This window comes from Paenarthrobacter sp. NPDC056912 (assembly GCF_042786555.1).
In the GTDB taxonomy this organism is placed as follows: domain Bacteria; phylum Actinomycetota; class Actinomycetes; order Actinomycetales; family Micrococcaceae; genus Arthrobacter.
Window position 1 is genome coordinate 31,769 of sequence record NZ_JBHUCD010000019.1, and the last position, 25,950, is coordinate 57,718.

The following is a 25,950-nucleotide window of genomic DNA, read 5'->3' on the forward strand; positions in this document are numbered from 1 at the left end:
GCCGTGCGCTCCTCGACACGCCGCGCTTCCCGGCGTGTTGGGGCGGTCTGGAAGTCAAAGTGGGTCGTGACGGCACACGCCGCAAGCCAACCACCAGTTGACGCGCGACGGCGGCACTCACCCGAGTGCTGCCGTCGTACGCATCGATCGTGGCTTAGGCCTCCAGCGTCACCGTTGTGGCGCCGGGGCGTCGTTGCTTCCTTACCCTCTTTGAGGCCGTGCGCTCCTCGACACGCCGCGCTTCCCGGCGTGTTGGGGCGGTCTGGAAGTCAAAGTGGGTCGTGACGGCACACGCCGCAAGCCAACCACCAATTAGCGCGCAACGCCGAGCATCCCGATAGGCTGAATCCGTCCCCAGTCAGCCTGCGTCATCAGCCGGCCCTCCCGAAGAATGGATTGAGGAAAGCGGTTTGGACGGAGTCCTCAAGGGTTTCTTTGTTGTCGGTGTGGTCCTGCTCATCGGCTACATCCTCGGCCGGACCAAGGCACTGGGCCCTGAAGGAAGCAAGGTCCTCTCCACATTGACCTTCATGGTGGGGCTGCCCTGCTTGATGTTCTCGGCCATCGCATCGCGGCACATTTCAGATGTTCTGAGCGCAACCGGCCTGATCTCCGTGGTAACAGCCGTGGTCGTCATGCTCGTGTTCGGCGTTGCTGGTGCGATTGGCCGCTGGGGCGTCCGGCGGACCACTATCGGCGCATTGTCCGTAGGCATCGTGAACTCCACCAACCTGGGTGTTCCGTTGTCGCTGTACATCCTGGGGAGCGCCACGTATGTCACGCCGATCATGCTCTTCCAGCTCGCTATTGTCACGCCGATTGCGTTGACAATCCTGGACCTCATGGATCCCTCGGGTAGGCAGGTCTCTGTCTGGCGCATACTCTCCATCCCCTTCCGGAACCCGGTCACCGTGGCAGCCATCCTGGGCATCGTGGTCAGCGCTTTAGGGATTGAACTGCCCGGCATGGTCCTGGATCCCTTGGCATTGGTGGCTCAGTTGGCTGTCCCGCTGATGCTGATCATCTTCGGCATGTCCCTGCACGGGTTGTCAGTCCGCCCCGGCGTCGATGACCGCGTGCCCACCACCATCGCCGTCATTCTTAAGTCGGCAGTCCAGCCCGTGCTCGCGTGGGTTCTTGCTGCGTTCGTCTTCCATCTGGACCCGTTCAGTACCTTCGTTGTCACGGCCTGCGCGATCCTGCCCACCGGCCAGAACGTGGTCTTGTACTCGGTCCGATATGGAGTGGGCCAAGGCATCGCCCAATCGACGGCCGTGTTCACCAGCATCCTGGCGGTCCCGCTGCTCCTCGGGGCGGCCTGGCTGTTCGGCTAAGCCGACAACGCCCAGCCCTCTCTCACTTCAGTGCCCTTTTTGGCGAACGCTCTCTCACATCCCAAGCGTTGGGGAGCCGCATCCAAAAATAGGGGGGGCCGCCACCACCAACTTTGAATCCGGGAAGGGCCGGACACGCCCGGCAATGCGGCGTGTTGCCCCGCCTGAACAATCAAAGTGGGTCGTGGCGGACCGCCTACCCAATCACGCTTAAACGCTCGACGGCGGCACTCACGTAAGTGCCGCCGTCGAACCTCCTGGGGAAGTGAGGGAGGGTCGCTCGAATCCGGTAGGGATGTGAGAGAGGGTTACGCAGTAACAGCCAGGGCGTCGATCTCCACCAGCATGACCTCGTGCGGCAGGTCCACGAACACGGTGGTGCGGCTCGGCAGCAAACCGCTGGGGACGTTCTCGCGGATGAATTCGCCATAGACCTCGTTCATGGCGGGGAAGTCGTCGCGGGTGGTGAGGTAGACGCGGAACATAAGGACGTCCTCAACGGAGGATCCGCCGGCTTCCAGGATGGCCTTCACGTTTTCCAGGGTGCGTCGGGTCTGGACGCGAACGTCGCCCTCGCCGATGTACTGGTTGGTGGCGGGGTCCATGGGGCCCTGGCCGGAAACCTGGAACATGCCGCCCTTTTTGATGCCCTGGGAGAATACGTGCGCCGGGGCGGGGGCGTTTTCGGTCAGTACTACGGTCTTTTCACTCATGCTGAGTTCCTTTCGTGGCTGATCCAGCCGAGGTCGTTGGAGATGGCCTCGGTGCTGGCTTTGAGGTCGGGCAGCAGCTCCAGCAATCCTTCATAGCTGAGCATCACTACCGGTACCGAACAAGAGGCTGCGGCTACAACGGCGCCGCTGGCGTCGCGGATGGGGGCCGCGATGCAGTGCACGAAGGCTTCGTGCTCGGCGTTGTCGTGGGCCCAGCCTTGGATCCTGACCTGCTCCAGTTCGGCCAGGAGGGCCTCCGGTGAGGTCAGGGTGTTCTCGGTAACTTTGATGTAGTCCAGTCCTGCCGCGATCTTTTCCTGGCGGCTGCGAGGCATGTCGGCGAGGAGGACTTTGGATACGGCGGCCGAGTGCAGCGATGCAGTCAGGCCGATGCGCGAGTACATGCGGACGGGGTGGTGGGACTCGAACTTGTCGATGTACACCACGTCGCTTCCTTCGAACGCGGCGAGGTGGACGGTGTGCCCGGTAAGGCCGTTGAGTTCGGCCAGATGCGGGTGCGCCACTTTGCGGATGTCCCGTTGTTCCAGTGCCAGGGAGGACAGTTCGAACAGCTTGGAGCCGAGCATGAACCGCTGATCCTCGTCGCGCACCACAAAGCGCTTCTCCTCCATGGCGTGAAGGAGCCGCATCACGGTGGTTTTGTGCACGGAGGCTTTGGACGAGAGCTCGTCCAAGGTGGCGGGTTTGGCGGCGAGTTCGGCGAGCAGGTCGATGGCCCGCATGAGGCTCTGGCTCAAGGTGTCACGCTCCGGTTCTGGTGTTGAATTGTCCGTCTTCAACATGAATAGCAGCCCAGGCGTCATCCGAAGAATCGAGGATGGCTGCGAGCTCGGCGGCGTCGGGCAGCGGGCCGCGGTCGCCGTGAACGGTCAGCGTGCACGCTGCCGCTGCGTGCCCGCGGCGCAGGCTCTCCTTCTGACCCAGTCCGAACAGCATGCCGCTGAGGTAACCGGCGGCGAACGAGTCACCGGCACCAACAGGCTCGACGACGGCGACGGACAGTGCGGGAACCTCTTCCCGGGTGCCGGTCCGGTTCAGGGAGATAGCGCTGATGGCCTCGTTCTTGATGACCAGCACTTCGGGGTCGGGCATCATCCGGCGGAGTTCGGCTTCGTCGGTGGTGCCGAAGGCGTGCTCGGCTTCGTCTTTTCCAACAAGCACGACGTCGGCAAGGTTCGCCAGGCGCTGGAGGACAGAACGGTCTTGGCCTGTCCAGAGGGCTTCGCGCCAGTTGACGTCGAAGCTGATGGTCCGGCCGTTCCGCGGTGCGGTGAGGATGGCCTCCAAGAGTGCCAGACAGTCGGGAGAGAGTGCGGCGGTGATTCCGCTCAGGTGGATGAGTGCGGCGTTTTCCAGCAGGGAGGAAACTGCCGGATTGCCCAGAGTGTCCCGTCCCATGGCCGATGCCGCGGATCCTTGCCGGTAGTACAACACCGAGCTGCCGCCGTCGGGGTCTGATTCCTGGGCGGGGACCTTCACGTACAGGCCGGTGGGCAGGGAGTCGTCCACCTCTACTCCGGAGACGCCTACGCCGTGATCCTGGAGGTCGCGAAGGATACGTGTGCCGAAGCCGTCGCGGCCTACCCGGCTGACCCAGTGGGTGTCCAGGCCCATCGCGGCGAGGCCCATGGCAACGTTCGACTCCGCACCGCCGATTCCGAAGTGGAGTTCGGTGGCGAGATGGAGGGGTACGGCGTGGACAGGGGTAAGCATGGCCATCGTCTCGCCAACACAGACAGCTGAAAGCATGTTCTCCCGCACTCGGTCTTGCGCTTTTCAGCGGCACTCGGACGCCGCGATACGGAGCGTTCCGCGGCGGATTGGACGGCTCTGCGGACGTGCCGCGGCCTTGACTCTCAATCCGCCACCATGTTAGACATATCACCAGCAGGTTTGCAACCAGCGTTGCAAAATACGCAACGCAAGGACACACAACCCCACAACGCAGCTCCAAAAACGCAGCACCGCGAAGGGAATGAACGCGTGAACACTTCCGAAGCCATTTCGGCAACCGCCGTGGCCGGCCTCGCAGACCGCAGGCTCGACTGGCGGCACAAGGCCGTGCCGGCAACCGCCAACGGGACCACACACGCGGGCTTCCTCGCCGCCAAGCACACGCTGGCCGACCTCCAGACGCCACTGCTGACACTCGACGCTTCGGCGCTCGCAGGCAACGCCGATCGCCTGGCCAAGTGGTGCGCGGACCACGGCGTCCTGCTCGCGCCGCACGGCAAGACCACCATGTCGCCGCAGCTCTGGACCGAGCAGCTCAACCGTGGCGCCTGGGGCATCACACTGGCTAACTTCGCGCAACTCAGGGTGGCCCGCGAGTTCGGAGTCCGGAACCTGCAGCTGGCCAACAGCCTCACGGATCCGCACGCGATCCAGTGGGTAGCCGCCCAGCCCGCGGACACCACCATCCTGTCCTGGATCGACTCCCTGGGAACCGTGGACGTCATCAACCGGACCCTCGCCGGCAGCGATGCCGTGCTGGATGTCCTGGTGGAACTCGGCGCCCACGGCGGCCGGACCGGCGCCCGCGGCGTCGACGCTGCCCTGGAGGTTGCCCGCGCGATCTCCGCCTCGCACAACCTTCGGCTTGTGGGCGTCAGCGGCTACGAGGGCTCGCTCGCGCACACAGCGGACGACGCCGGCCTGGCCGCCGTTCGCGGCTACCTCGCCACGATGCGGCTGCTTCACGAGCAGTTGCTCGCCGAAGGGTTGTACGGCACCGACTCCGTGATCCTCACGGCCGGCGGCAGCGCGTACTTCGACGATGTGGTCACAGTCCTCTCACCGTGCATCAACAGCGGAACCGGCCCCCGCGTGGACCTCATGATCCGCAGCGGCGCCTACATCGTCCACGACGACGGTTTCTACCGCGGAATCTCGCCGTTCTCCCGCGAAGGCGACCAGCCGTTCACGGCCGGAATGTACGGCTGGGCACGCGTTGTTTCGCAGACCGAACCCGGCCTGGCCATCCTCGACGCCGGCAAGCGCGACCTCCCCTTCGACGAAGGACTGCCCGAGCCGCAGCTCATCGGCCCTACCCTTGGCGGACCCATGGAACCGTTACTCGGAGCCGAAATCACCTCGGTCAACGATCAGCACAGCTTCATGACCTTCGACGCCAGCACCATCTCGGTGAACCCCGGCGACGTTGTCAGGCTGGGCTTGTCCCACCCGTGCACCGCGTTCGATAAATGGACCGTCATCCCGGTGCTCGCCGACACCAACGGCGACCAGACCGTCGTCGACCTCATCCATACCTTCTTCTAGGACCCAACGCCATGAAGACCCTCATCAGCAACGCCACCCTGGTGGACGGAACCGGAGCGGACCGCCGCACCGCGGACGTCCTGCTGGACGGTGCGGTGATTGCCGCCGTCGTCGACGCCGGAACCCTCACCGCTGAATCCCGCGCCGCAGCGGAAACGGACCGCGTCATCGACGCCACAGGACTTGTCCTGAGCCCCGGCTTCATCGACATGCACGCGCACTCGGACCTGCAACTGCTGGTGAACAGGGAGCACTACGCCAAGCTCAGCCAGGGTGTCACCACGGAATTGCTGGGCCAGGACGGCCTGTCCTACGCGCCGGTTGACGATGCCACTCTGGCCGGTGTCCGGGAGAAGATCGCTGGTTGGAACGACAATCCGGCCGATTTCGACTGGAACTGGCGGACCGTGGGGGAGTACCTCGACCGGTTGGACAGGGTTGAAGACGGCGGGCGCATCGCCACCAACGCCGCCTACCTGTTACCCCAGGGAACTGTCCGCGCTATGGTGATGGGCTTCGCCGAGGGAGACCCCACGCCGGAGCAACAGCGGCAGATGCAGGACGTCATCCGCACGGCGATGGAGGAGGGGGCCGTGGGAATGTCCTCGGGCCTCACCTATACCCCGGGCATGTACGCGCAGACCGAGGAACTTGCCGGGCTCCTCCGGACTGTGGGGGAAATGGGTGGCTTCTACGCGCCGCACCATCGTTCCTACGGCAAGGGCGCGCTGAATGCCTACGCCGAAATGATCGGGCTTAGCCGCGACACCGGCTGTGCCCTGCACCTGTCCCACGCCACCATGAACTTCGCCGAAAACAAGGGCCGTGCAGGGGAACTCCTGGACCTGATCGATGAAGCCTTGGGCCAGGGCGTGGACATCACCCTGGACACGTATCCGTACCTCCCGGGGGCCACGACGCTCAGCGCCATCCTCCCGAGCTGGGCCTCGTCCGGCGGGACCGACGCCACCTTGGCCCGGCTGGCCGACCCCGAAACGAGGGCCAAAATCCGGGAAACCGTGGAGATCTACGGCTCCGACGGCTGCCACGGCGTCGTTGCCGAGTGGGACACCCTGGAAATCAGCGGAGTGCAGAACCCGGCACTCGCAGGCTACGTGGGCAAGACCATCAGGGACATCGCCGTTGAAACGGGCAAGGAACCCTTCGATGTCTTCGTGCACATCCTCACGGAAGACCGCCTCGGCACCGGCATCCTCCAGCACGTGGGCCACGAGGAAAACGTGCAGGCCATCATGAAGCACCGCACCCACACCGGCGGCAGCGACGGACTCCTGGTCGGCGCCAAGCCACACCCCCGGGCCTGGGGGACGTTCCCGCGCTACCTCGGCCACTACAGCCGCGACCTCGGGCTGCTCAGCCTCGAGGAAACGGTCCATCACCTCACTGGCCGCCCCGCCGCACGACTCAAGCTCCACAACAGGGGACTGGTCCGCGAGGGCTACGCGGCCGACGTCGTGCTCTTCGACCCCGAGACCATCCGCGACGAAGCCACTTTTGAAAATCCCCGCCAAGCCGCCAGCGGCATCCAGTACGTCTTCGTCAATGGCACGGCAGCGATCGACGGCGGCCAGCCCACCGGCGCCCGCGCCGGCCGTGCCCTGCGCCGACACAATGACGGCTTCACCCGAGAAGGACAACAATGACCCCCGAACAATTCCTCCAGCAGCTCGAAGCCGACCGCACCCTGGCAGTGGTTCGCGCTCCGTCCATCACCGACGCCGCGGATCTCTGCCGGGCACTGGCCGACGGCGGAATCCGCAGCGTCGAACTGACGTTCACCACGCCGGACGTACTCAAGCACGTCAAGCGCGCGGCGGAGACCGCGGCGGACCACGGTGCCGCCGTCGGAATCGGCACGGTAATGACAGCGGACCAAGCCCGGGCAGCGATCGACGCCGGCGCGAAGTTCCTGGTGACGCCGGGCCTTCGCCCGGAGGTCGCCGCCGTCGCAGTGGCCGCCGGGATCCCGTTCAGCCTCGGCGCCATGACTCCCACCGAGGTGGCGCAGGCCCTGGACCTGGGCTCGGCCGCGGTCAAGATTTTCCCCGCCCGGCAGCTCGGCCCGGCGTACTTGAAGGACCTGCAGGGCCCGTACCCGGGCATCCGCTTGCTGCCTTCGGGAGGCATCGACGCCTCCAACGCCAAGAGCTACCTCGACGCCGGTGCTGCCGCAGTCTGCTGCGGCACCAGCGTAGTCCCGCCCGCAGCGGTTGCTGCCGGCGACTGGGCAGACATCGCGGCACGTGCCGCCGCCTTCACCGGCACCCTCAAGTAGGACTAACCGAGAAAGTAACGCCCATGAATGAATTTCTTGAATGGCTGCGGCACGACACCGCCGGCCTGCTCCTCCTGGCAGGCGCTGGCATTGCCCTCCTGCTGTTCCTGATCATCAAGGTCAAACTCGAACCGTTCATCGCCTTGGTGGGAACCGGTGTGATCGTGGCCTTGGTGGGCGGGATCTCGGTGGAAGCCCTGGTGGGCTCGGCCACCAAGAGCAGCGACGCCCTCATTGAGAAGGGTTTCGCGGGCATCCTTGGCCACATCACGGTGATCATCGGCCTTGGTACGGTGCTCGGCGCCATTCTGGAGCGATCCGGTGGCGCGGAAGTGCTGCTCGCCAGGCTCGTGAAGATCTTCGGCGAAAAGGGCACCCCTCTGGCCATGGGCATCACCGGCTTCGTGCTGGGTATCCCGGTGTTCTTCGACATCGGCATCTTCGTGTTGGCGCCACTGGTCTACGTTGCAGCGATCCGCGGCGGCAAGTCCCTGGTGCTGTACGCCCTTCCCTTGCTGGCAGGCCTCTCCGTAACCCACGCTTTCCTGCCCCCGCACCCGGGACCCGTTGCTGCCGCCGGCTTGTTCCACGTGGACCTCGGCTGGATCATCCTCATGGGCCTCATCTGCGGCATCCCCGCCTGGTTCGCATCCGGTATTTTGTGGGGCACCTGGATCGGCAAGCGCGTCATGGTCTCCGTCCCCGAAGACAGGATCGTTCCCGAATCGGATCAGGCCAAAGGCAACGAACCCTCCATCGGGCTGGTGCTGCTGGCTATCGGCCTGCCCATGATCCTCATCCTGGGCGGCACGTTCGGCAACATCTTCGCTCCGCCAGGGGTTTTCCGGGACGTGCTCCAGTTCTTCGGCAACCCTGCCATCGCGCTGACCGTCGCCGTGCTGCTTGCCATGTGGCTGCTGGGTATCCGCCGCGGCATGACTTCCTCTGAGCTCAGCGAAATCACGGGCTCCTCGCTGCGTCCGGTGGGCATGATCCTGCTGGTTGTTGGTGCCGGTGCCTTCTTCGGCGCCGTCCTTTCCGCCACCGGCGTTGGCAAGGCTGTTGCGGACTCGCTGTCGCAGGCCGGCCTGCCGATCATCCTCTCGGCGTTCGTCATCAGCGCAGGCATGCGCATCGCCCAGGGTTCGGCCACGGTTGCGATCGTCACCACCGGTGGCATCCTGGCACCCAGCCTGGCTACCGGGTACACCCAGCCGCAGCTCGCCTTGATTGTGGTGGCCATTTCCTCGGGCTCCATCATCGCCAGCCACGTCAATGACGGCGGGTTCTGGATCATCTCCAAGTACTTCAACATGTCCGTCAAAGACACCCTGAAGACCTGGACCGTGCTGGAAACCGTGCTCTCCATTGTGGGCTTCGGAATGGCGGCGCTGCTGTACACGTTCGTCAGGTGACCCCGCGGCACCCAAGCCGGGTGCCGGCGTCGTGAGTTGGTATTGGTGAGCCTGCACCGTCACGACCCTCTTTGATATCTCAACGGCCCCGACACGCCTTCAAAAAGGTGTGTCGGGGCCGTTTGCGCGTCAAAGAAGGTCGTAGCGGCACACACCAAAAGCCCGCTTAAAACAAAGAGCTCCGGAGTGCGTTATTGGGGGATACGCACTCCGGAGCGGCCTTTGAGCAGGGGCTTTCGCTACCTGCAGTAATCACTCTACGTGCCGTGCGACGCCTTTGCCACCACCTCGAATTAGTACTTTCGCTTTAGTTTTTCGAGGCGGATTCATGCCTCTTTTTCTGCGGCACTATCAGCACAGGGCGGCGCTGATGATGGCTGAGCCACGCCGCCACCGATCCGTTCAGGACCTCCGAAATCCGGTGCCCCAACCCGGGTTCGGGGGTCCCCACAATGATCATGGAAGCGTTGATGTCCGAGGCCAGCCGGCCCAGGGCCCGCGCAGGATCTCCAGCCAGCAGCCTCAACGTCCAATCCGCTGTGCCGCCGTCCATGGCTTCCGCGATGACTCGGCCCAGATCACCGCGGACGGCCTGGACATCGGCGTCGTCCTTCTCAGGATGCAGGGACATCCGGTGGGCCTCCCGCGCCGGGTCCCATTCCACGAGGTAGCTGGCCTCGTCCACATACGCGCACACCAGCGGCACGCCGAGTTGCTCGGCGAGGGTCCTGGCGGTCTGCAGAACCTCCACATGCTGGTCCGGCAAAACGCCCACAACCAAGGGAATCCGTCCGCTGAAATTTTCCGCAGCCATAGCTAATTGTTGCGCCGCGGGGTGCCGATGAACAGGCTATTTAGGGCGCTGGCTGGACTGGTTTGTTCCAGGTGAGCCGCACCTTGAAATTGGACGCAGTGCTCGCCGACGCGATGAACGCCCCGGCCTCTGCATGAAGGTCGATGCCGAACTCCACGCTGACCTCGTCCGGCCGGTTTTCCAGGCTCAGCAGCTCGTCGATCACACCTTGAACCGCAGGACGCACGTGCGCCAGTGCCCGCTCGAAAGTCTGCTGGGCGCGGGCGAAAACCCCGGAATGATCGCCCGCGTGGTCGCCGCCCCTGGTCACCAGGCTCCCCGCAGCGCTCGCCACCTCCACCACTACCGTGCCGCCGTCGTCGGTGGTGAACTCCACCAGGCGGCTCATGGCGAGGTCCCCGCGTCACGCAGCTTGCGGGCCGCCACCATGAATCCGAGGCCGGCCGCGCACAACACCACAAGATGCAGCAGCAACGGAAGAGCCTGCGACATATACCAGCTCTGCATGAACACGCCTTTCCCCTGGATCCAGATGATCGGCTGCAACACCGTAGGCAACAGCAAAAGCCAAGCGAGCGTGCGCTGCGCAGGCTGCTTCAGGGCCAGGACGCCGGCCCACAGCCCGAAGGCGGCCAGGGCAAAACTGAACACGACGGCCGCCACTTCCACTGTGAAATTAAGCCCCGCCAGTCCGAAGATCGCCGCCGAAACAATCACGCCCGCCATCGCCAGCCGACCCTGCGCTGTCCGGTTCGGCAAGCCCGCCACCGTCAACAACAGGTATCCGAACGGGGTCAGCAACCCGTAAAGGAGCCGGAGCACTATGTCCCCGCCGTTGTCCTGCCAGTAGTTCTCGTCGAACCACATGAAGAAAACCGCAAATCCAAAGCCCACGCCGCCGGCCACCGCCAGCGCCGCGCCACCCCAGGCGAGCGGGGCCGCGCTGTTGCTGGCTCCGGGTTCGGCTGGCTTGGGAGCGTTCTGTTCGCGTACGTTGGCGCTCGACGCCGGTACTCCGGCAAGTGCCGGGGCCCGCGTTGGGGTTTGTGGTGCTTTCAGCCTGGACACCGGGCTCGCCGCAGGTGCGGGATTCGCAGCGGTGCTCCTCGGCGTCTTGGGAGGCAGGTCCGCGGCGGTGTACGAACCGTGGTGTTCTTCTTCCGCGGGTACTTGGGCAGGGGGTTCCTTCGGTTTCGCCTTCTCTATTTCAGCTTCCGCGGCACTGGCGAGCCCGTCGGGATCTGCTGCTGCCGGGTCCACAGTGGCCAGCTCCGCAGACACGTCCAGCACTGCTTCCCAAGAGCCCAAAGACGAGTGATACCGCAGCTCACCCTGCAAATCCGAGACACGCTGCTGGCGTTCACAGTCCTGCTTCCTGGCCGCTGCATCCGGGTACTCGGGATCCTCCTGGACCAGCGCGAAGCCGTCTGCCGCGGCCAACCAATCACCGGACTCTTCCGCTTCCAGCGCTGCCCGGTAGGTCCGGGCCATGTCCAGCCGCTTCCGTGCAGTGTCCCTCAACACCGTTGCATCCCGATATCCGGGCTCCAATGTCAGGAGGTCGTCGAACAGTTCAACGGCCTGCTCGTTGCGTCGGGCCCTCAACTCGGCGGAAGCCTGCACATACAGGGCGCGTAGTTGGGCGCGCTTCATTGCCTGCTCGGCGTTGGCTTGGGCAGCCTGCGTCTGTGCGGCCTGCGTCTGTCCGGCCTGCGCAGCCGCCTGACCTGCGGTTGCTGGTACGGGCGCCGGACCGCCCGACGGTGCTGCCGCCGTCGAACGTTCATCAGATGCCGGGGCGCGCGGAGTGCCGGTGAGCGTGAACAGTTGAGTGGAGCCGCCGCGGACGTAGAGGGCCGGGGTGACCCACTCCAGAGTGCCGTCCGGGCTGGCCATGACCGAGATCCTGCCGACGCGGGCGGCTTCGTCCACCGTCCGCCCGTTGGCGATCGCAGCGTAGAAACCGTGCGCGAAGGCGATGGCGGCGGAGTCGCTGATGGCGAACTGCATGGCCGCCACCGCGCCGATTCCGCTCCGAACCAAGGCCGACGCCGTACCTGAGAAGAGGTCCGCTTGACCCATCTCACCCGAGGAACACGAATTCAGCACCACAAGCCGTGGACGCGGAGCGGCCACGCTGAGCAACGCCATGAGTCGGACCGCGCGGACCATTGCAGCCCTGCCGTCCGGCCCGACGAGTGCGATCCTGCCCTCGTCCGTCCGGGAGTCGTAATCGCCATGTCCAACGAAATGCACCACATGCCACGGCCCCGCGAGCAGCATGGACTGCACGTCATCCCAAGTCCCGCTCTTCGCCCACACCAGCTCCACACGGCCTTCCGACACCGGGCCGGCCAGGGCACTGTTCAGATGGTCCTTCTCAGCCTGGACATCGAGGGCAGGGAGATCCCGCGGCGAGGCCACGATCCCCAGGATGCGCAGCGGGGGAGCCACATCCAAGGGGTTCAAGTTGTAGTCCGGCGCGGGGACGTGCCGGAGCAAAGGCTCGGTCTGGCAGAGATAGGTCTCCGTTTCGGGGTCGAACAGTGTCTCCCACGGCATCGTGGCCAACTCCGGAGCCGCCAACCTCAGCACCACCCTCAGCTGCTGGCCGGCATGCTGCGCAGCACCCAGGCTCGCCCGATACGTGCCGTAAACCTCACGCGTGAACAGTGCTTGGAACAATTCCTGGCCCACTTCGCGCACGGCCAGCTCGGCAACGGGCATGGTTCGACGGGCAGCAACGGCCGAGGCCAGAACAGTGGCTTCAAGCTGGGGGAGCCTGTCCAGGATGCCGTCAACGTCCAGGGTGAACATCCCTGAAGCGTGTCCTCCCGCCGGTGCACGGACCACGTGCACCGTATATTCGCCGCGTGCAGAGCCGGTATCGATTTCCAGCTCGATGTCACAGTCCATCGCGGATCCCTTGTGCGACGGGCGGGCCGACCCCCAGAAGCTGCGCGCCGGTGTGCCCTTACGAATAGATTGGCCCTTCGCCCCGTTGCTGACAAGGGCCGCTGGCTGCAGGACTTGCAGGCGTTCCGCTGGAGGGGCGCGCCGCCACGACCCACTTTGACCCGGAACATGGCGGGACACGCCGGGAAATACGGCGCGTCCTGCTCCTCGCCAAAGCAAAGTGGGTGGTGGCCGCCCACCGCCACCAAGCCAGCCGCCCCACAAAGGCACGACGGCGGCACTCACCCAGGCGTCGTCGTCGTACGTGGCGCGGTGCCTGAGCAGATGGCTCAACCGTCGTTGCGACCAACCCTTGTAGACGTCCCTGCCCCGGCCTACGGTTAATGCGAGGAAAGGCGGTCCGCGATGGAAATCTACATGTGGTGGCTCGATCTGCACCTGGACAGCAAGGAATGGCTTCGCGAGAACCTGCGCACCGATGAACTTCCTTTGCCGGTGCTCCAGCACATAGCCGAGGCTGGAGGCCCCCATCCGGACAAAGTCAGCGGCGTGCTGACCGATGCCGATTGGGACTTCATCCAGACGCAGTCGGAGTTCGTGGACTGACACCGGGTTTAAGGCTTCTCGCCCGGCGGCTCGCTTAGTATTTCCCCGTGCCTAGGGAAACTTTTGAAGAGCGCTTTACCGGTCCTGTGCTGAACAACGAGCTTTGGGTGGACCACTACCTCCCGCAGTGGACCGAGCCAGCGCGCTCGCAGGCCCGGTATGACTTCACATCCGCGGGACTTCGACTGCGCGTTGATGCGGACCAACCGGCGTGGCGGGACGCGGATGGGACCTTCCGGGTCAGCAACCTCCAAACCGGGACGTTCTCCGGGGACGCGGGGTCCACGCGTGGCACGCACCGTCACCGCCTCGATGGGCTCCTCGTTGAAACTCCTCAGCCCGCTCGTCGGTTGTGGACGCCGGTGACGGGTGAGGTCCAGGTGCGGGTGAGCGCCTCCGCGGACCCTTCCTGCATGCTGGGCATCTGGCTGGTTGGATTTGAAGAGTCCGGCCCTGCAGATTCAGGGGAGCTGTGCATCGCCGAACTCTTCGGAGACAAGATCGCGCCAGGCAGCAGTACCGTCCGTGTCGGTATCAAAGCGCATCACGATCCGCGGCTGACAAGCGACGTCCGCGACATCCAGCTGCCGATTGACGCCACCCAACCGCACACCTACGGTGTCCGCTGGTCCGGGGAAGGGGCTGAGTTCTCCGTTGATGGGCAAGTGATCATGTCCAGCCCGCAGCGGCTGCTTTACCAGCAGCAACTGATGATCGATCTCTTCGAATTTCCCGCGACGGAACAGCGTGAACCGCGGGACTACCCGAAGACCGCAATGATTCATTCGGTGATTGGGGCGGGGGGCTAAGAGGTGGCTTGGTCCGGGTCTGATTCAGCCTCTGCCGGGTCTGCTCCCACCACCCTGATTGGAATGAGAAGTCGCAGAAGCTGAAGTGTTCGGGGACAAGTCCGCGCTATCTTCCGCCCCATCCCACCCAAAAACCGTTGCCACCCACTCGCCCGGATGGTTGCATGGGGACCATGGCAACCGCAGATACCGCAGAGAGTTATGTCTTAGCGATCGGGACCAAGAAAGGCCTGTGGCTGGCAACCAGCCCGGACCGCACGGACTGGTCCCTCTCCGGCCCGTACTTCCTGATGAGCGAGATACCAAGCATCGGGATAGACACGCGGGACGGCAAAACCAGGATCATGGTGGGGGTGCGCTCCGAGCACTGGGGACCTACCGTGGCCCACTCCGATGACCTTGGCGTCACGTGGACCGAGCCCGAGCAGGGCGCCATCAAGTTCCCCGACGGCACCGACGCCGCGCTGGAGCGCATCTGGCAGATCTACCCCGACGCCGACTCCCGCCCCGGCGTCGTTTGGGCTGGTTGCGAGCCGATTTCAGTGTGGAAATCCACCGACGGCGGCGAGCACTTCGAGTTGAACCGCGGACTGTGGGACCACCCCCACCGCAACGATTGGGGCGCCGGTTACGGCGGCGCGGCGGCGCACTCGATCGTGGTGGATCCCAGCGGCGAGAAGGTCCACATCGCCATGAGCACGGGCGGCGTCTACAGGTCTCTCGACGGCGGGACGTCCTGGGAGCCCCGGAACAAGGGAATCTCGGCCTACTTCATGCCGGATCCCAATCCCGAGTTCGGCCAGTGCGTTCACAAGATCGCGGCGGATGCCGCCGTCGAGGGTCGTTTGTATGCGCAGAACCATCACGGCGTGTACCGCACCGACGATGGCGGTGAGAACTGGGACTCCATCGCCGAGGGGCTGCCTGCTGACTTCGGGTTCGTGATGCTGACGCACCCGCGCCGCGAAGGAACGGCGTGGGTGATTCCGTTGAAGGCCGATGGCGAACGCATCCCCCCGGACAGCAAGCTCAGCGTGCACCGTACCGATGACGCCGGCAACTCCTGGACGGAACTGCACACGGGCCTCCCTGACCGCGAGTACAACGCTGTGCTGCGTGATGCTGCGTCGGTGGATACTGCCGAGCCCGTGGGGGTGTACTTCGGCACCCGTGGCGGGTCCGTGTACGCGAGCGACAATGAGGGCGAGGCCTTTACTGAAGTGGCCTCGCACTTGCCGGACGTGCTGTGCGTAAGGGCCGCCGTCGTGGTTGGTAGCCACAGCGACGACGGAGAGCTGGCACAAAAGACCAGCGCTCCGGTACCTGGTTAGGTCCGTTGTGGCTGACTTTACGGTCTTGCTGCCCGGTGTCCTGCAGCCTCTCGTCGGCGGACAGTCCTATCTGACTGCGTCCGCCGACGGGGCTGTGACCGTGGGTGAGCTGCTGGATTCGGTGACCGGAGATTATCCGGTGCTGGCCAGGCGCTTGCGTGATGAAACCGGTGCCCTCCGCCGCTACGTGAATATTTACGTGAACGGTGATGAGGTCCGGCGTTTGAAAGGTCTTGAAACGGAGGTTGCGGCCGGCCAGGAGGTCTTGATTGTCCAGTCCGTGGCCGGCGGCTGAGCGGGCGTAAGGGGTCAAGCCGGGGTTCAGGCGACGCGCCAAACGCTGCATTCGTCGGTGTTGATGGCTTTCCTCATCCCGGAGACGTGATCCATGATCCAGACGACGCCGATTCCCGGTGCCGTTTCCTGGACACGTCCGCGGCGGATGACCACGTCATCGTAGGCGGGTCCCACGGACAGTCGGGCTTCGATCTCGTCTCCGCGGTGGAGCTGGCTGATCGCGCGTATTCGTGTTGTGTGAGTTGTGACTTCCTTCAGCATGGTGTCCTCCTGGCTGGAGCTGGTGCCTGCACTTGCCGGCTATTCCAGTGTGGCGCGGCATTGTTGCCGCGGTATTTCGGCGCGGTTAGGGTCCGGTTAGCATTCCGGGATGGTTGCGTTTCCGGGACGGGCCCGACGACGGGACCACCAGCGGTTGGGAGACGCGCCAGCGGTTGGCACGCGCTTCCGCTGGCCCCCGCCGCCGCGGCTGTAGCCTGATCTCGGTTCCTGAGACTCACGGGAACCGCAGGCTCCATCCCCGGGGAGATTTCATGGGTGTTTTGCGGCGATCGATTGCACTGTCCACAGGCTTGGTGGTGTTTGCTGCCGGCCTGTTCTTCGTGGAGAGCCCGGCAACGGCCGTACCGTTGCCAGGGCCGGACAATCCCAACGTCCAGTTCGTGGAGGGCACGCCGCACTCGGAGCATACGTTCGAGACCCCGTCCGGGCTCGCCACTCCCTTCGGCACCTTTCCTGACAACGGGGTGGCCGCCACCGGGCCTAGCGGAAACATCCGCGTCCGGCTGGTGACAGCGAAGTTGGCGGACAACTCGAACACGGTCTCGATGGCCGACGCCGAGAAGGCCGTGGCAGCCACCAGTAACTACTGGAAGGCGATGACGGCCGACAAGTTGACCATGAGCGTCAACAGCAAGGTTGCCGGGCACCAGTCGGCAGCCAGGTCCACGCAGAGCTACAGCACCATCATTTCCACCATCACCAGTGAACTGAAGTGGAGCCCCAGCCCCTACACGGCCCTGGTCATCTTCATTCCGACGTCCACGTTGTCCGGAAACGCGCTCGGCGCCGGCTACAGCAGCGGAACCTACAGCGGCCGGGTGCTCCTGCCGCAGATCAGCAAATTCACCAACAACGTGCTGAGCCACGAGTTCGGTCACGTCATAGGCATGATGCACGCGGATGCGTTGCAGTGCGGCAGCGGCGCGTCCGACGTCGGCGTGGACGGCAGCGGCCGGTTCACGGATCCCTCCTGCTACATCCGCGAGTACGGCGACACCACGGACATCATGGGCGCTGCGCAGTACGCTTCGCCGGTCCTGAGCTCCACGTTCTGGGACTACGCCGGATTGGGCCGGGGCGATGAAATCCGCGACGTCGGAGTGGCCACCGGCGCCAAGACGTACACGCTCAAACCCTGGGGCGGCACCGAAGCCCAGCGTGCCATCAAGTTCACGGACCCCATCAGCAAAGAGGTCTACTACCTGGAGTTAAGGGAACCGGCCGGTTACGACGACTACCTCGGCACCGCCGGCAAGCCCGGAAACATGGGAGTCAAGATTGTCCAGCGCGGCGGTGCCACCATCGCCTCGTCCCTGATTCTGATGCCCTCCACCATCCCGTTCCAGGACGACTACTACGCGACGAACCACGCATGGCAGGCCGGAAGCACCTTCACCACCTACACCGGCACTCAAGTCACCATCAACACGGTGAGCAAGACCTCGGCGTCGGTCACCATTTTCGCGGACCCGAAACTCACCGCGAAGGTGCGCTTCTCGGTGGGCGACTTCGACGGCGACAAGCTCGCCGACGTCCTCTCCCGCGAGGCTGACGGCTCCCTGATGCTCTACGCCGGACTGCCCGGCAACAGGCTGGACAACCCCCGCCAGGTGGGTTCCGGCTGGAACATTTTCGACGCCGTCGTGGGCTCTCCCGACTTCAACGGCGACGGCGTGGGTGACATTCTGGCGCGCACCAGCGACGGTGACTTGTGGTTGTACCCGGGTGACGGCAAGGGCGGTTTCCTGGCCAAGAGGCAGATCGGCTCCGGCTGGCAAGGTTTCTCTAGCTTGGTCGGCGCAGGGGATTTCGACGGAGACGGCCGGCCCGACGTGATCGCCGCCAAGCCTGACGGCACCCTATGGCTCTACGCCGGCGACGGCCAAGGCGGTTTCCGCGGATGGTCGCAGATCGGCAACGGTTGGAATGGCTTCACGAGCCTCACCACGGCCGGTTCCTTCGGCGGCGGTTCCGCCGGGCTCCTTGCCCGGGCCAGCGACGGCACCCTCTACCTTTACCCCGGCAATGGCAAGGGAGGCTTCTTGCCGCGTACCGCCGTCGGCAGTGGTTGGAACAGCGTTGGCGACCTGGTGGGAGGCCAGGACTTCACCGGCGACCAGCGTGCGGATGTCCTGACCGCGACTTCTGCGGGAACCATGCGCCTCTACCCTGGCAGCGGCACCGGTTTCGCCAATCGCCTGGCCATTGGCGCCGGATGGGGCCAGTTCAGCCAGGTGTGGGAGGCCGGTGATTTCGACGGCGATGCCGTGGCCGACATCCTGGCCCGGGGCACCGACGGCACGCTGTGGCTTTACCCGGGCAACGGTTCGGGCGGCTTCTCGCTGCGGGTGCAGGTGGGATCGGGCTGGAACGCTTTCACGACAGTCGTCAGCGCCGGAGATTTCGACGGCGATGGCCACCCCGACCTTGTAGCGCGGACTTCCGATGGGGTGCTGTGGCTGTACCCGACGGACGGGACGGGCCAGTTCCTGGCGCGGCAGCAGATCGGGACCGGCTGGCAGGGGTTCACGCAGTTGCTGGCTCCGGGCGACTTCTCCGGGGACGGCAAGGCTGATCTTGTGGCGCGGGCAAGCGACGGGACCTTGTGGCTGTACCCCGGCAACGGGACCGGCGGATTCCAGCCGTGGCGGCAGATCGGGACCGGGTGGAACATTTTCGATGCTGTGATGCAGGGCGGCGACTTCAACGGCGATGGCCGCGAGGACATCGTGGCCCGCGGTACCGACGGTTCGTTGTGGCTCTACCCCGGCAACGGCAGCGGCGGTTTCCTGGCCCGGGTTACCTTGGGCACGGGATGGAACATTTTCAGCACGTTCGCCGCCCTCGGCAATGGCTTCACAGGCACAGGGAATCCGTCCGTGGTGGGCGTTGCCGGAGACGGGGCGTTGTTCCTCTACACGGGGACCGGCCGGGGGAGTTTCCAGTCGGTGGTTCTGGACCCGCGGTAGCTTTCGGCAGGACCCATCAGAGGTGAGACCCTGATTCCGTTTCTGTCGTGCCAAGGCATTAGCATTGGCCGAAGTTCGCCGTTCCATCGCTCTGCGCTGGCGGCCGGTTCATTCGTGATGGGGGAAATTCAACGTGGTCTCTTTGCAGATTCGGCGTGGGCGCTTTGGCGCGGTCTCCCGGAAGGCGACTTACGGATCCGAGCTACCGGAGGTGTCCTGACCTCCTGGTACGGAGGCGGAGCATCGTTCGCCGAGGCATCAACCATTTCCATTGCCGGGGAGCAGGATGTCCATGACGCCAACCTGACCGGTGACGCCGGGGCCAGCATCAGCGGCTGGGTGAACACGGCATGGCCGTCCACGAACAACGGATTGCATCGCGTGTCCGTGCTTGATCTCGCTGGAAAGGTATTGCAGGAGGTCAAGGTGAGCGGCGGCTCCTACACCGTCAGCGGACTTCAGCCCGGCCAGTACAAGCTTGCCTTGGATATGTCGGCCGACCTGGGGGCCTACGAAGCGCGCTACGCCTATGAGGGGCAGTACTACAGCGGCGTAGCCGAGGACAAGGGCTTCGCCGCAGCCCAGACCATCACGCTGGCCGCCCATGAAGAAAAGACCCGCTTCGACTTCAGCGGTGAAGATGGCGGAACCATCACGGGAGTCCTTCGTGACTCTGAAGGGCACGGGCTGCCGCTCGCCGTTGTTGAGGCCTACACGCGTGATGGCTCCCTCAGCAGCAGGAAAGCCATCACGGATACGCAGGGCAACTTTGTTATTTCCGGATTGGCCACGGGTTCCTACCGTCTCCGGGGCAACACGACGAACGTGAGGCTGGCCGGCCCCAGTTATTCCGGCAACGTGGCCGATCAATCCGAGGCCAAGGAAATCGCCGTGACCAGCGGAGCGCAGACCGGGGTCGGAACGTTGACGTACTGGTCGCCCAAGCGGTTCGCGGACGTCTTTGAAGGGCAGCAGTTCGACCACCAAATCAGCTGGATGGCCTCAACCGGGATCTCCACCGGCTGGCCCGATTCCACGTACCGGCCCTTCCTTCCCGTGAACCGGGACGCCATGGCGGCTTTCCTGTATCGGCTGGCCGGGCAACCCGCCTTCACTCCGCCGGCCACCTCGCCGTTCCTGGATGTTGCCGCCAGCAGCCAGTTCTACAAGGAAATCGCCTGGCTGGCTTCCACCAAAATCTCCAGTGGCTGGCCGGACCGGACATTCCGGCCACTTGAACCAGTTAACCGGGACGCGATGGCCGCTTTCCTGTACCGCTTCTCCAAGGTCTCGGACTACGTTGCCCCTGCCAAGTCCGCCTTCGTGGACGTACCGGCCAATGGACAGTTCTACAAGGAAATTTCCTGGTTGGCCTCCACTGAAATCAGTACCGGCTGGGATGATCACACCTTCCGGCCCGTGACGCCCATCAACCGGGATGCCATGGCTGCCTTCATGTACAGGTTCAACGCGCAGGACAGCTAGCCTTCAGCTCCTTCCCATATAACGAAAAGCCCGGCATGTCGGGGGACATGCCGGGCTTTTCGCTGCTCGGACCCGGGTAACCGGGCAGGATTGGTGGGCTACTTGTGCAGGCCGAGTTCCGCCGTCGGGACTTTGGCCGACTCGCGGGCCGTCATGGCCGAGACGGCAGCGATTGCGCAGATGACGGCGGTGAAGATGGAGATCTGGACCCATCCACCGGGCTTGGTACCACCCAGTGCGGTCACGATGGCCGGGGCAAAGCCTGCCATGAGGAAGCCGAGCTGAGTACCGATGGCCAGCCCGGAGAAGCGGACCTTGGTGCTGAACATTTCACCGTAGAAGGACGGCCACACGGCGTTGGCGGCAGCGTATCCGAAGGAGAAGAACACCACGGAGACCAGGAACATCAGGGGGACGTTGCCGGATTCAAGGGTCAGCAGGAAGACCGGCGTCATGATGGCGCTGGCAATGGCTCCGTAGATGAAGACGGGCTTGCGGCCTATCTTGTCCGCGAGCATGCCGAACAGGGGCTGCGTTCCGAGGGCCACCACGTTGGCCGCAACAACCAGCCAGAGGGTAATGGTGCTGTTGACGTGGGCAACATCCTGGGCGTACTTGATGGCAAGGGTTCCGAAGACCGTGCTCACTGCGGCGATGAATGCGCAGCAGACCACGCGGAGAACGTCGCGCCAGTGCAGGCGCAGGAGGTCGGCAACGGGAAGCTTGGAGATCTGGTTGTTCTTCTTGGCTTCGGCGAATGCGGGCGGCTCGTGCAGGGTGCGGCGAATGAAGAAGGCCACCATGACAACCACGGCGCTGAGCCAGAACGGGATGCGCCAGCCGATGCCGTACTTGATTTCGTCCGGCAGTGCGACGACGGGAATGAAGACGAGGGCTGCCAGGATCTGGCCGCCCTGGGTGCCGGTCAGGGTCCACGAGGTGAAGAACGAGCGGCGGTTATCCGGGGCGTGTTCCAACGTCATGGACGAGGCGCCGGCCTGCTCGCCTGCGGCAGAGAGGCCTTGGCAAAGGCGGGCAAGAACCAGCAGGACGGGCGCCCACCAGCCGATGGTCTTGAAGTCGGGGAGGCAGCCGATCACGAAGGTGGCGGCACCCATCAGGACCAGGGTGAACATGAGGACCTTTTGCCGGCCGATCCGGTCACCGAAGTGGCCCAGGATGACAGCGCCCACTGGGCGGGCAATGTAGGCGAAGCCGAAGGTAGCGAAGGACATGATGGCTGCGTTGGCGTCTGCGTCCGGGAAGAACACATGCGGGAAAATCAGGGCCGCTGCCGATCCGAAGATGAAGAAGTCGTAGTACTCGACGGCGCTGCCCAGGAAGCTGGCAAGCGCGGCTTTCTTGGGGGTTCCGGTGGTTGTTTCAGTGCCTGGCGTCGCTGACGGCATTGTTTGGCTCATGGTTTTCCTTCTTTGACAACGATGTCGCGGATAAAGCTTTCAAGGGAAGACCAGAACGAGTTTGCCGCTGGACCATCCCATAAGTAACCACATGGTGAGAGCTACTTGTGCAATACAGCAATAGTGGCTGTGAGTGGGGTCACTTGTCAAGAGAAGTCACCACCATCTAGAAATAGCTCTCACTATGTGAGAGCATCGAGTTATGAGTGTGAAAGACGACACAAAAACCGACATGGTCGGAAAGGCCTTGAGCCTTTTGGTACTGCTGGGCAATGAACCGAGGGGTGCCAGCGCCGCCGACTTGGCGCGAAGCGCAAGCTTGCCGTTCAGTACAACGTATCGACTCCTTGGCTCGCTGACGCGCGATGGCTTTGTCGACTACGAGCCGGATGGCCGGCGCTACCACCTGGGCTTGCGGGTGTTCCAGCTCGGCCAGCGGGTTTCGAATCACCACGGCTTTGCGGCAACAGCCCTGCCTGTCCTTCAGCGCGTGACTGAACGTACGCATGAGGCCACCATCTTGTCGGTGCGGGACGGCAATCATCATCTGACGGTAAACAAGGTGGATGGCCCCAAGACCTTCCGCGTCACCAGCGACCCCGGCCATCTGGGGGCGCTTCACACCACTTCCGTGGGCAAGGCCATCGTGGCCTTCGAGGAGGAGATCGAGCGCAAGCGCCTGCTTGAGGAACTCCCGCTGGATGCGCTCACGGAGCACTCCATTACCGATCGCGACGCATTCCGTGCCGAGATCGAGCAGGTCCGTCGCCAGGGATACGCGGTGATGGATGAAGAAAACGAGGTTGGCATGCGTGCAGTGGCCGTGCCGGTCCTGAATTCCCAGGGGCACGCTTTCGCCTCCCTTGCCGTGGCCGTGCCGGTGTTCCGCCTGACCATGGAGGAGCTCATTGCCCACGTCCCCACCCTGCAGGAAGCCGCGGCCGAACTCGCGGCCCGCCTGCCCCAGCGCTAACCCCAACTGACTGGCACTTGTGGTTGTTTTCAGCGCTCAGAACAACCACAAATGCCAGCTAGTTGGGTGCGCGCCCTACGTTTGTTCGCGATAAGAACATGCGTGCGGAATATGAACACTTGTAGTAACCTAAATAACACCCCGGGAAGCGGCGCCCCAGAAAGCGCCAAAAACCCGGCGGTGCTGAAGTCAAAGGAGCTTTAGGATGAGCAACCGAGCCGAGTCCGTTCTGGTGGGCCTCATAGGCGAAGGCGTCATGCCCTCGCTCACGCCGCCCATGCACGAACGCGAAGCCGATGTGCAGGGCCTTCGCTTGCTGTACCGCCCCATCGACCTGCTGGAGCTGGCTTTGCCGGCCGCCGCCGTCGGGGATCTCCTCACCGCAGCCCAGCGCCTGGGCTTCAACGGCCTGAACATCACGCACCCGTGCAAGCAGCTGGTGCTTGAGCACCTTGATGACATCTCCGACGACGCCCGTCGCCTGGGTGCCGTCAATACAGTCCTGATTCGGGACGGTCGGTTTATCGGCCACAACACAGACTTCTCCGGCTTCGGCGCTGCCCTCGGCAACGGACTCCCGAACGCCAAGCTGGACCGCGTGGTCCAGCTGGGTGCAGGCGGTGCCGGTTCCGCGGTCGCCTATGCCCTCCTCAAAGCCGGCGTCAGCACACTGGACTTGGTGGACATGGATCCGGCTCGTGCGGCGGAACGTGCCGCCGAACTCGGCGGACTCTTTCCCGCCGCCACGGTCACGCCGCGCACTCCCGGGGAACTGAGCGAGATCATGCCCCTCGCCGACGGCCTGGTGCACTGCACCCCCATCGGCATGGCCGCCCACCCGGGCCTGCCGCTGGACATGACCCTCGTGGAACCGCGCCACTGGGTGGCGGACATCGTCTACCGCCCCATCGAAACGCAGTTGGTCCGCGAGGCCCGCGCCAAAGGCTGCGAGGTGCTCGACGGCGGCAGGATGGCTGTCGGTCAGGCGGCCGACGCGTTCCAGCTCTTCACCGGACGCGACGCCGACCGTGACCGTATGCGGGCACACTTCCTGGAGCTGATCGCGGCGGAAGACGCGAAAGCGCCCGTCCTCGCTAAGGCGGCCCACTGATGCGCACCGGAATCGCCACGGTCTGCCTGTCCGGCACGCTGAAGGAGAAGATGCAGGCCTGCGCCATCGCGGGCTTCGACGGCATCGAGATCTTCGAGCAGGACCTCGTCACGTCCCCGCACAGTCCCGAGGACGTGCGCAAAATGGCCGCCGACCTCGGTTTGGGCCTTGATCTCTACCAGCCGTTCCGGGATTTCGACGGCGTCACCCCGGACTTGCTGAAGGCCAACCTTCGCCGGGCGGAGGCCAAGTTCAAGCTCATGTCCCGCTTGGGCATGGACACCATCCTGGTCTGCTCCAACGTGGCCACGGCAACCATCAACGACGACGAACTCCGAGCGTCCCAGCTGGCCGAGCTCGCCGAACTGGCCGGGGACCACGGCGTCAAGGTTGCCTACGAGGCCTTGGCCTGGGGCAAGTACGTCAACGACTACGAGCATGCGTACCGCCTGGTGGAGATGGTGGACCATCCCAACCTCGGCACCTGCCTGGACTCGTTCCACATCCTTTCCCGCGACTGGGACACCGCGCCGATCGAGGACATCAACGCCGAGAAGATCTTCTTTGTCCAGGTTGCTGACGCCCCCAAGCTCTCCATGGACGTGCTGTCCTGGAGCCGCCACTACCGCGTGTTCCCCGGCGAAGGGCAGTTTGAGCTCGCCAAGTTCATGGGCCACGTTGTCCGCGCCGGGTACACGGGCCCTGTCTCGCTGGAAGTCTTCAATGACGTGTTCCGCCAGTCGGACGTTGAGCGCACGGCCGTGGATGCCATGCGCTCCCTGATCTGGCTGGAGGAGCAGAGCGCCAAGTGGCTGGCGAGCACCTCAGCGGACGCCGCAGCAGCCAACGGTGGCGCGTCCCGCCGTCGTTATCCCATGGAACTCGCCACGCTGCCCAAGGTGAACGAACCCGCCGGCTTCAACTTCGCCGAGGTCAAAGCGGACGACACCGCGCAGCTGGAGAAGCTCCTGGGCCAGCTCGGCTTCGAATTCGAGGGCCGCCACCGCACCAAGGACGTCCAGCTCTGGACCATGGGCCAGGCCCGCGTGATCATCAACGAGCAAGCGGCCTCGCACTCGGAACCGGCTATCGCCGCTTTGGGGTTCGACGTCGACTCTCCAGTGATTGCCTCCGCTCGCGCCCAGCAACTCAAGGCTCCCGTGGTTGCACGCAAAGTCCAAGCCGACGAAGAGGTCTTCCAAGGCATCTCCGCGCCGGACTCCACCGAAATCTTCCTGTGCCAGGGAAGCCCGGACGGCACCGCCGCGTGGACCCACGAGTTTGGTGAGGGCTTGGAGCACGTGACCGGCGGGCAGAACGCTGTGATCGACCACGTAAACCTCGCCCAGCCGTGGCAGCACTTCGACGAAGCCGTCCTCTTCTACACCAGCGCCCTAGCCTTGGAACCGCAGCCGTTCGCCGAAGTTCCCAGCCCCAGCGGCCTGGTGCGCTCGCAGGTCATGGAGACCACGGATGGCGCGGTCAGGCTGGTGCTCAACCTGGCTCCGGCGCAGCAAGCGCAAAGCGCCCGCAAAACGTACCAGGAACACATCGCCTTCGCCGTGGGCGACCTCGTGGCCACGGCCCGGTCCGCACGGGATCGCGGCCTCGAGTTCCTCCAGATTCCCGCCAACTACTACGAGGACCTGGATGCCCGGTTCGATCTTGAACCCGGTTTCCTGGCCACCCTCAAGGAACTCAACCTCCTGTATGACCGGGACGCCAACGGCGAATTCCTCCACTTCTACACCGCCACCGTGGGCAGTGTGTTCTTCGAAATGGTGGAGCGTCGAGGCAACTACGACGGCTATGGGGCGCCCAACGCCCCGGTTCGCCACGCCGTCCAATACGACTCGCTCCACCGGGTTTAGGCCCGAA

22 protein-coding genes are annotated in these 25,950 nt (G+C 64.5%); 14 read left to right on the forward strand and 8 right to left on the reverse strand.

The features are described from left to right. Window positions 1-410: 410 nt before the first annotated feature. The gene (locus ACFRJ9_RS18725; RefSeq protein WP_377671015.1) at window positions 411-1,334 is read left to right on the forward strand and encodes an AEC family transporter; all 924 of its coding nucleotides are present in this window, start codon (window positions 411-413) and stop codon (window positions 1,332-1,334) included. A 308-nt stretch (window positions 1,335-1,642) separates the two neighbouring features. Here ACFRJ9_RS18725 and ACFRJ9_RS18730 read toward each other — a convergent pair whose 3' ends face one another. Genes ACFRJ9_RS18730 through ACFRJ9_RS18740 form a run of 3 tightly spaced genes read right to left on the reverse strand, consistent with a single transcriptional unit; the run spans window position 1,643 to window position 3,817 of the window. Further along, window positions 1,643-2,047, reverse strand: a complete 405-nt coding sequence (locus ACFRJ9_RS18730) for a RidA family protein (RefSeq protein WP_377671017.1) — start codon at window positions 2,045-2,047, stop codon at window positions 1,643-1,645. Beyond that, window positions 2,044-2,850 carry an IclR family transcriptional regulator gene (locus ACFRJ9_RS18735; RefSeq protein ID WP_377671019.1) on the reverse strand — a complete coding sequence of 269 codons (807 nt, stop codon included), beginning with the start codon at window positions 2,848-2,850 and terminating at the stop codon, window positions 2,044-2,046. The genes ACFRJ9_RS18730 and ACFRJ9_RS18735 overlap by 4 nt, the downstream gene beginning before the upstream one ends. Beyond that, entirely contained in the window at window positions 2,810-3,817 is a 1,008-nt protein-coding gene (locus tag ACFRJ9_RS18740; RefSeq protein ID WP_377671021.1) for a sugar kinase, read from the reverse strand. The genes ACFRJ9_RS18735 and ACFRJ9_RS18740 overlap by 41 nt, the downstream gene beginning before the upstream one ends. Before the next feature lie 234 nt (window positions 3,818-4,051). Here ACFRJ9_RS18740 and ACFRJ9_RS18745 point away from each other — a divergent pair, with 234 nt between their 5' ends. Genes ACFRJ9_RS18745 through ACFRJ9_RS18760 form a run of 4 tightly spaced genes read left to right on the forward strand, consistent with a single transcriptional unit; the run spans window position 4,052 to window position 9,058 of the window. Next, the gene (locus ACFRJ9_RS18745; RefSeq protein WP_377671024.1) at window positions 4,052-5,347 is read left to right on the forward strand and encodes an alanine racemase; all 1,296 of its coding nucleotides are present in this window, start codon (window positions 4,052-4,054) and stop codon (window positions 5,345-5,347) included. 11 nt (window positions 5,348-5,358) lie between these two features. Beyond that, window positions 5,359-7,011 carry an amidohydrolase family protein gene (locus ACFRJ9_RS18750; protein ID WP_377671026.1) on the forward strand — a complete coding sequence of 551 codons (1,653 nt, stop codon included), beginning with the start codon at window positions 5,359-5,361 and terminating at the stop codon, window positions 7,009-7,011. Continuing rightward, window positions 7,008-7,643 carry a bifunctional 4-hydroxy-2-oxoglutarate aldolase/2-dehydro-3-deoxy-phosphogluconate aldolase gene (locus tag ACFRJ9_RS18755; RefSeq protein WP_377671029.1) on the forward strand — a complete coding sequence of 212 codons (636 nt, stop codon included), beginning with the start codon at window positions 7,008-7,010 and terminating at the stop codon, window positions 7,641-7,643. The genes ACFRJ9_RS18750 and ACFRJ9_RS18755 overlap by 4 nt, the downstream gene beginning before the upstream one ends. Window positions 7,644-7,666: 23 nt before the next feature. Continuing rightward, window positions 7,667-9,058, forward strand: a complete 1,392-nt coding sequence (locus tag ACFRJ9_RS18760) for a GntP family permease (protein ID WP_377671031.1) — start codon at window positions 7,667-7,669, stop codon at window positions 9,056-9,058. 307 nt (window positions 9,059-9,365) lie between these two features. Here ACFRJ9_RS18760 and ACFRJ9_RS18765 read toward each other — a convergent pair whose 3' ends face one another. The 3 genes from ACFRJ9_RS18765 to ACFRJ9_RS18775 are packed head-to-tail and all read right to left on the reverse strand — an operon-like array spanning window position 9,366 to window position 12,788. Further along, on the reverse strand, window positions 9,366-9,872 hold the full coding sequence (locus ACFRJ9_RS18765; RefSeq protein WP_377671034.1) for a universal stress protein: 507 nt from the start codon (window positions 9,870-9,872) through the stop codon (window positions 9,366-9,368). Between the two features lie 40 nt (window positions 9,873-9,912). After that, the gene (locus ACFRJ9_RS18770; RefSeq protein WP_377671036.1) at window positions 9,913-10,260 is read right to left on the reverse strand and encodes a CU044_2847 family protein; all 348 of its coding nucleotides are present in this window, start codon (window positions 10,258-10,260) and stop codon (window positions 9,913-9,915) included. Further along, window positions 10,257-12,788, reverse strand: a complete 2,532-nt coding sequence (locus tag ACFRJ9_RS18775) for a CHAT domain-containing protein (protein ID WP_377671038.1) — start codon at window positions 12,786-12,788, stop codon at window positions 10,257-10,259. The genes ACFRJ9_RS18770 and ACFRJ9_RS18775 overlap by 4 nt, the downstream gene beginning before the upstream one ends. Window positions 12,789-13,193: 405 nt before the next feature. Here ACFRJ9_RS18775 and ACFRJ9_RS18780 point away from each other — a divergent pair, with 405 nt between their 5' ends. The 4 genes from ACFRJ9_RS18780 to ACFRJ9_RS18795 all read left to right on the forward strand — a co-directional run bounded on the left by ACFRJ9_RS18780 (window position 13,194) and on the right by ACFRJ9_RS18795 (window position 15,829). Beyond that, a complete protein-coding gene (locus tag ACFRJ9_RS18780; RefSeq protein ID WP_377671041.1) occupies window positions 13,194-13,394 on the forward strand; it encodes a hypothetical protein in 201 nt (66 codons plus the stop codon). Window positions 13,395-13,441: 47 nt separating this feature from the next. Then, window positions 13,442-14,203, forward strand: coding sequence for a glycoside hydrolase family 16 protein (locus tag ACFRJ9_RS18785; protein ID WP_377671043.1), 762 nt, complete (start codon window positions 13,442-13,444; stop codon window positions 14,201-14,203). 164 nt (window positions 14,204-14,367) lie between these two features. After that, complete coding sequence (locus ACFRJ9_RS18790) at window positions 14,368-15,534, forward strand: WD40/YVTN/BNR-like repeat-containing protein (RefSeq protein WP_377671045.1); 1,167 nt, start codon at window positions 14,368-14,370, stop codon at window positions 15,532-15,534. 7 nt (window positions 15,535-15,541) lie between these two features. Then, complete coding sequence (locus tag ACFRJ9_RS18795; protein ID WP_377671047.1) at window positions 15,542-15,829, forward strand: MoaD/ThiS family protein; 288 nt, start codon at window positions 15,542-15,544, stop codon at window positions 15,827-15,829. A 26-nt stretch (window positions 15,830-15,855) separates the two neighbouring features. Here the strand turns inward: ACFRJ9_RS18795 and ACFRJ9_RS18800 are convergent, their stop codons facing one another. Further along, window positions 15,856-16,092: a hypothetical protein gene (locus ACFRJ9_RS18800; protein WP_090822585.1), complete on the reverse strand. Its 237-nt coding sequence runs from the start codon at window positions 16,090-16,092 to the stop codon at window positions 15,856-15,858. A gap of 272 nt (window positions 16,093-16,364) precedes the next feature. Between ACFRJ9_RS18800 and ACFRJ9_RS18805 the strand changes: the two genes are divergently transcribed. Both ACFRJ9_RS18805 and ACFRJ9_RS18810 read left to right on the forward strand, forming a co-directional pair. Beyond that, window positions 16,365-19,082, forward strand: coding sequence for an FG-GAP repeat domain-containing protein (locus tag ACFRJ9_RS18805; RefSeq protein WP_377671050.1), 2,718 nt, complete (start codon window positions 16,365-16,367; stop codon window positions 19,080-19,082). Between the two features lie 117 nt (window positions 19,083-19,199). Continuing rightward, window positions 19,200-20,567 carry an S-layer homology domain-containing protein gene (locus tag ACFRJ9_RS18810; RefSeq protein ID WP_377671052.1) on the forward strand — a complete coding sequence of 456 codons (1,368 nt, stop codon included), beginning with the start codon at window positions 19,200-19,202 and terminating at the stop codon, window positions 20,565-20,567. Window positions 20,568-20,665: 98 nt separating this feature from the next. Here the strand turns inward: ACFRJ9_RS18810 and ACFRJ9_RS18815 are convergent, their stop codons facing one another. Next, window positions 20,666-21,988 carry an MFS transporter gene (locus ACFRJ9_RS18815; RefSeq protein WP_377671054.1) on the reverse strand — a complete coding sequence of 441 codons (1,323 nt, stop codon included), beginning with the start codon at window positions 21,986-21,988 and terminating at the stop codon, window positions 20,666-20,668. 202 nt (window positions 21,989-22,190) lie between these two features. On the opposite strand from ACFRJ9_RS18815, the gene ACFRJ9_RS18820 reads away from it, so the two are divergent. The 3 genes from ACFRJ9_RS18820 (at window position 22,191) to ACFRJ9_RS18830 (ending at window position 25,943) form a co-directional block, all read left to right on the forward strand. After that, window positions 22,191-22,961: an IclR family transcriptional regulator gene (locus ACFRJ9_RS18820; protein ID WP_377671056.1), complete on the forward strand. Its 771-nt coding sequence runs from the start codon at window positions 22,191-22,193 to the stop codon at window positions 22,959-22,961. 205 nt (window positions 22,962-23,166) lie between these two features. Beyond that, on the forward strand, window positions 23,167-24,072 hold the full coding sequence (locus ACFRJ9_RS18825; RefSeq protein WP_377671059.1) for a shikimate dehydrogenase: 906 nt from the start codon (window positions 23,167-23,169) through the stop codon (window positions 24,070-24,072). Continuing rightward, complete coding sequence (locus ACFRJ9_RS18830) at window positions 24,072-25,943, forward strand: bifunctional sugar phosphate isomerase/epimerase/4-hydroxyphenylpyruvate dioxygenase family protein (RefSeq protein ID WP_377671061.1); 1,872 nt, start codon at window positions 24,072-24,074, stop codon at window positions 25,941-25,943. The genes ACFRJ9_RS18825 and ACFRJ9_RS18830 overlap by 1 nt, the downstream gene beginning before the upstream one ends. Window positions 25,944-25,950 lie beyond the last annotated feature (7 nt).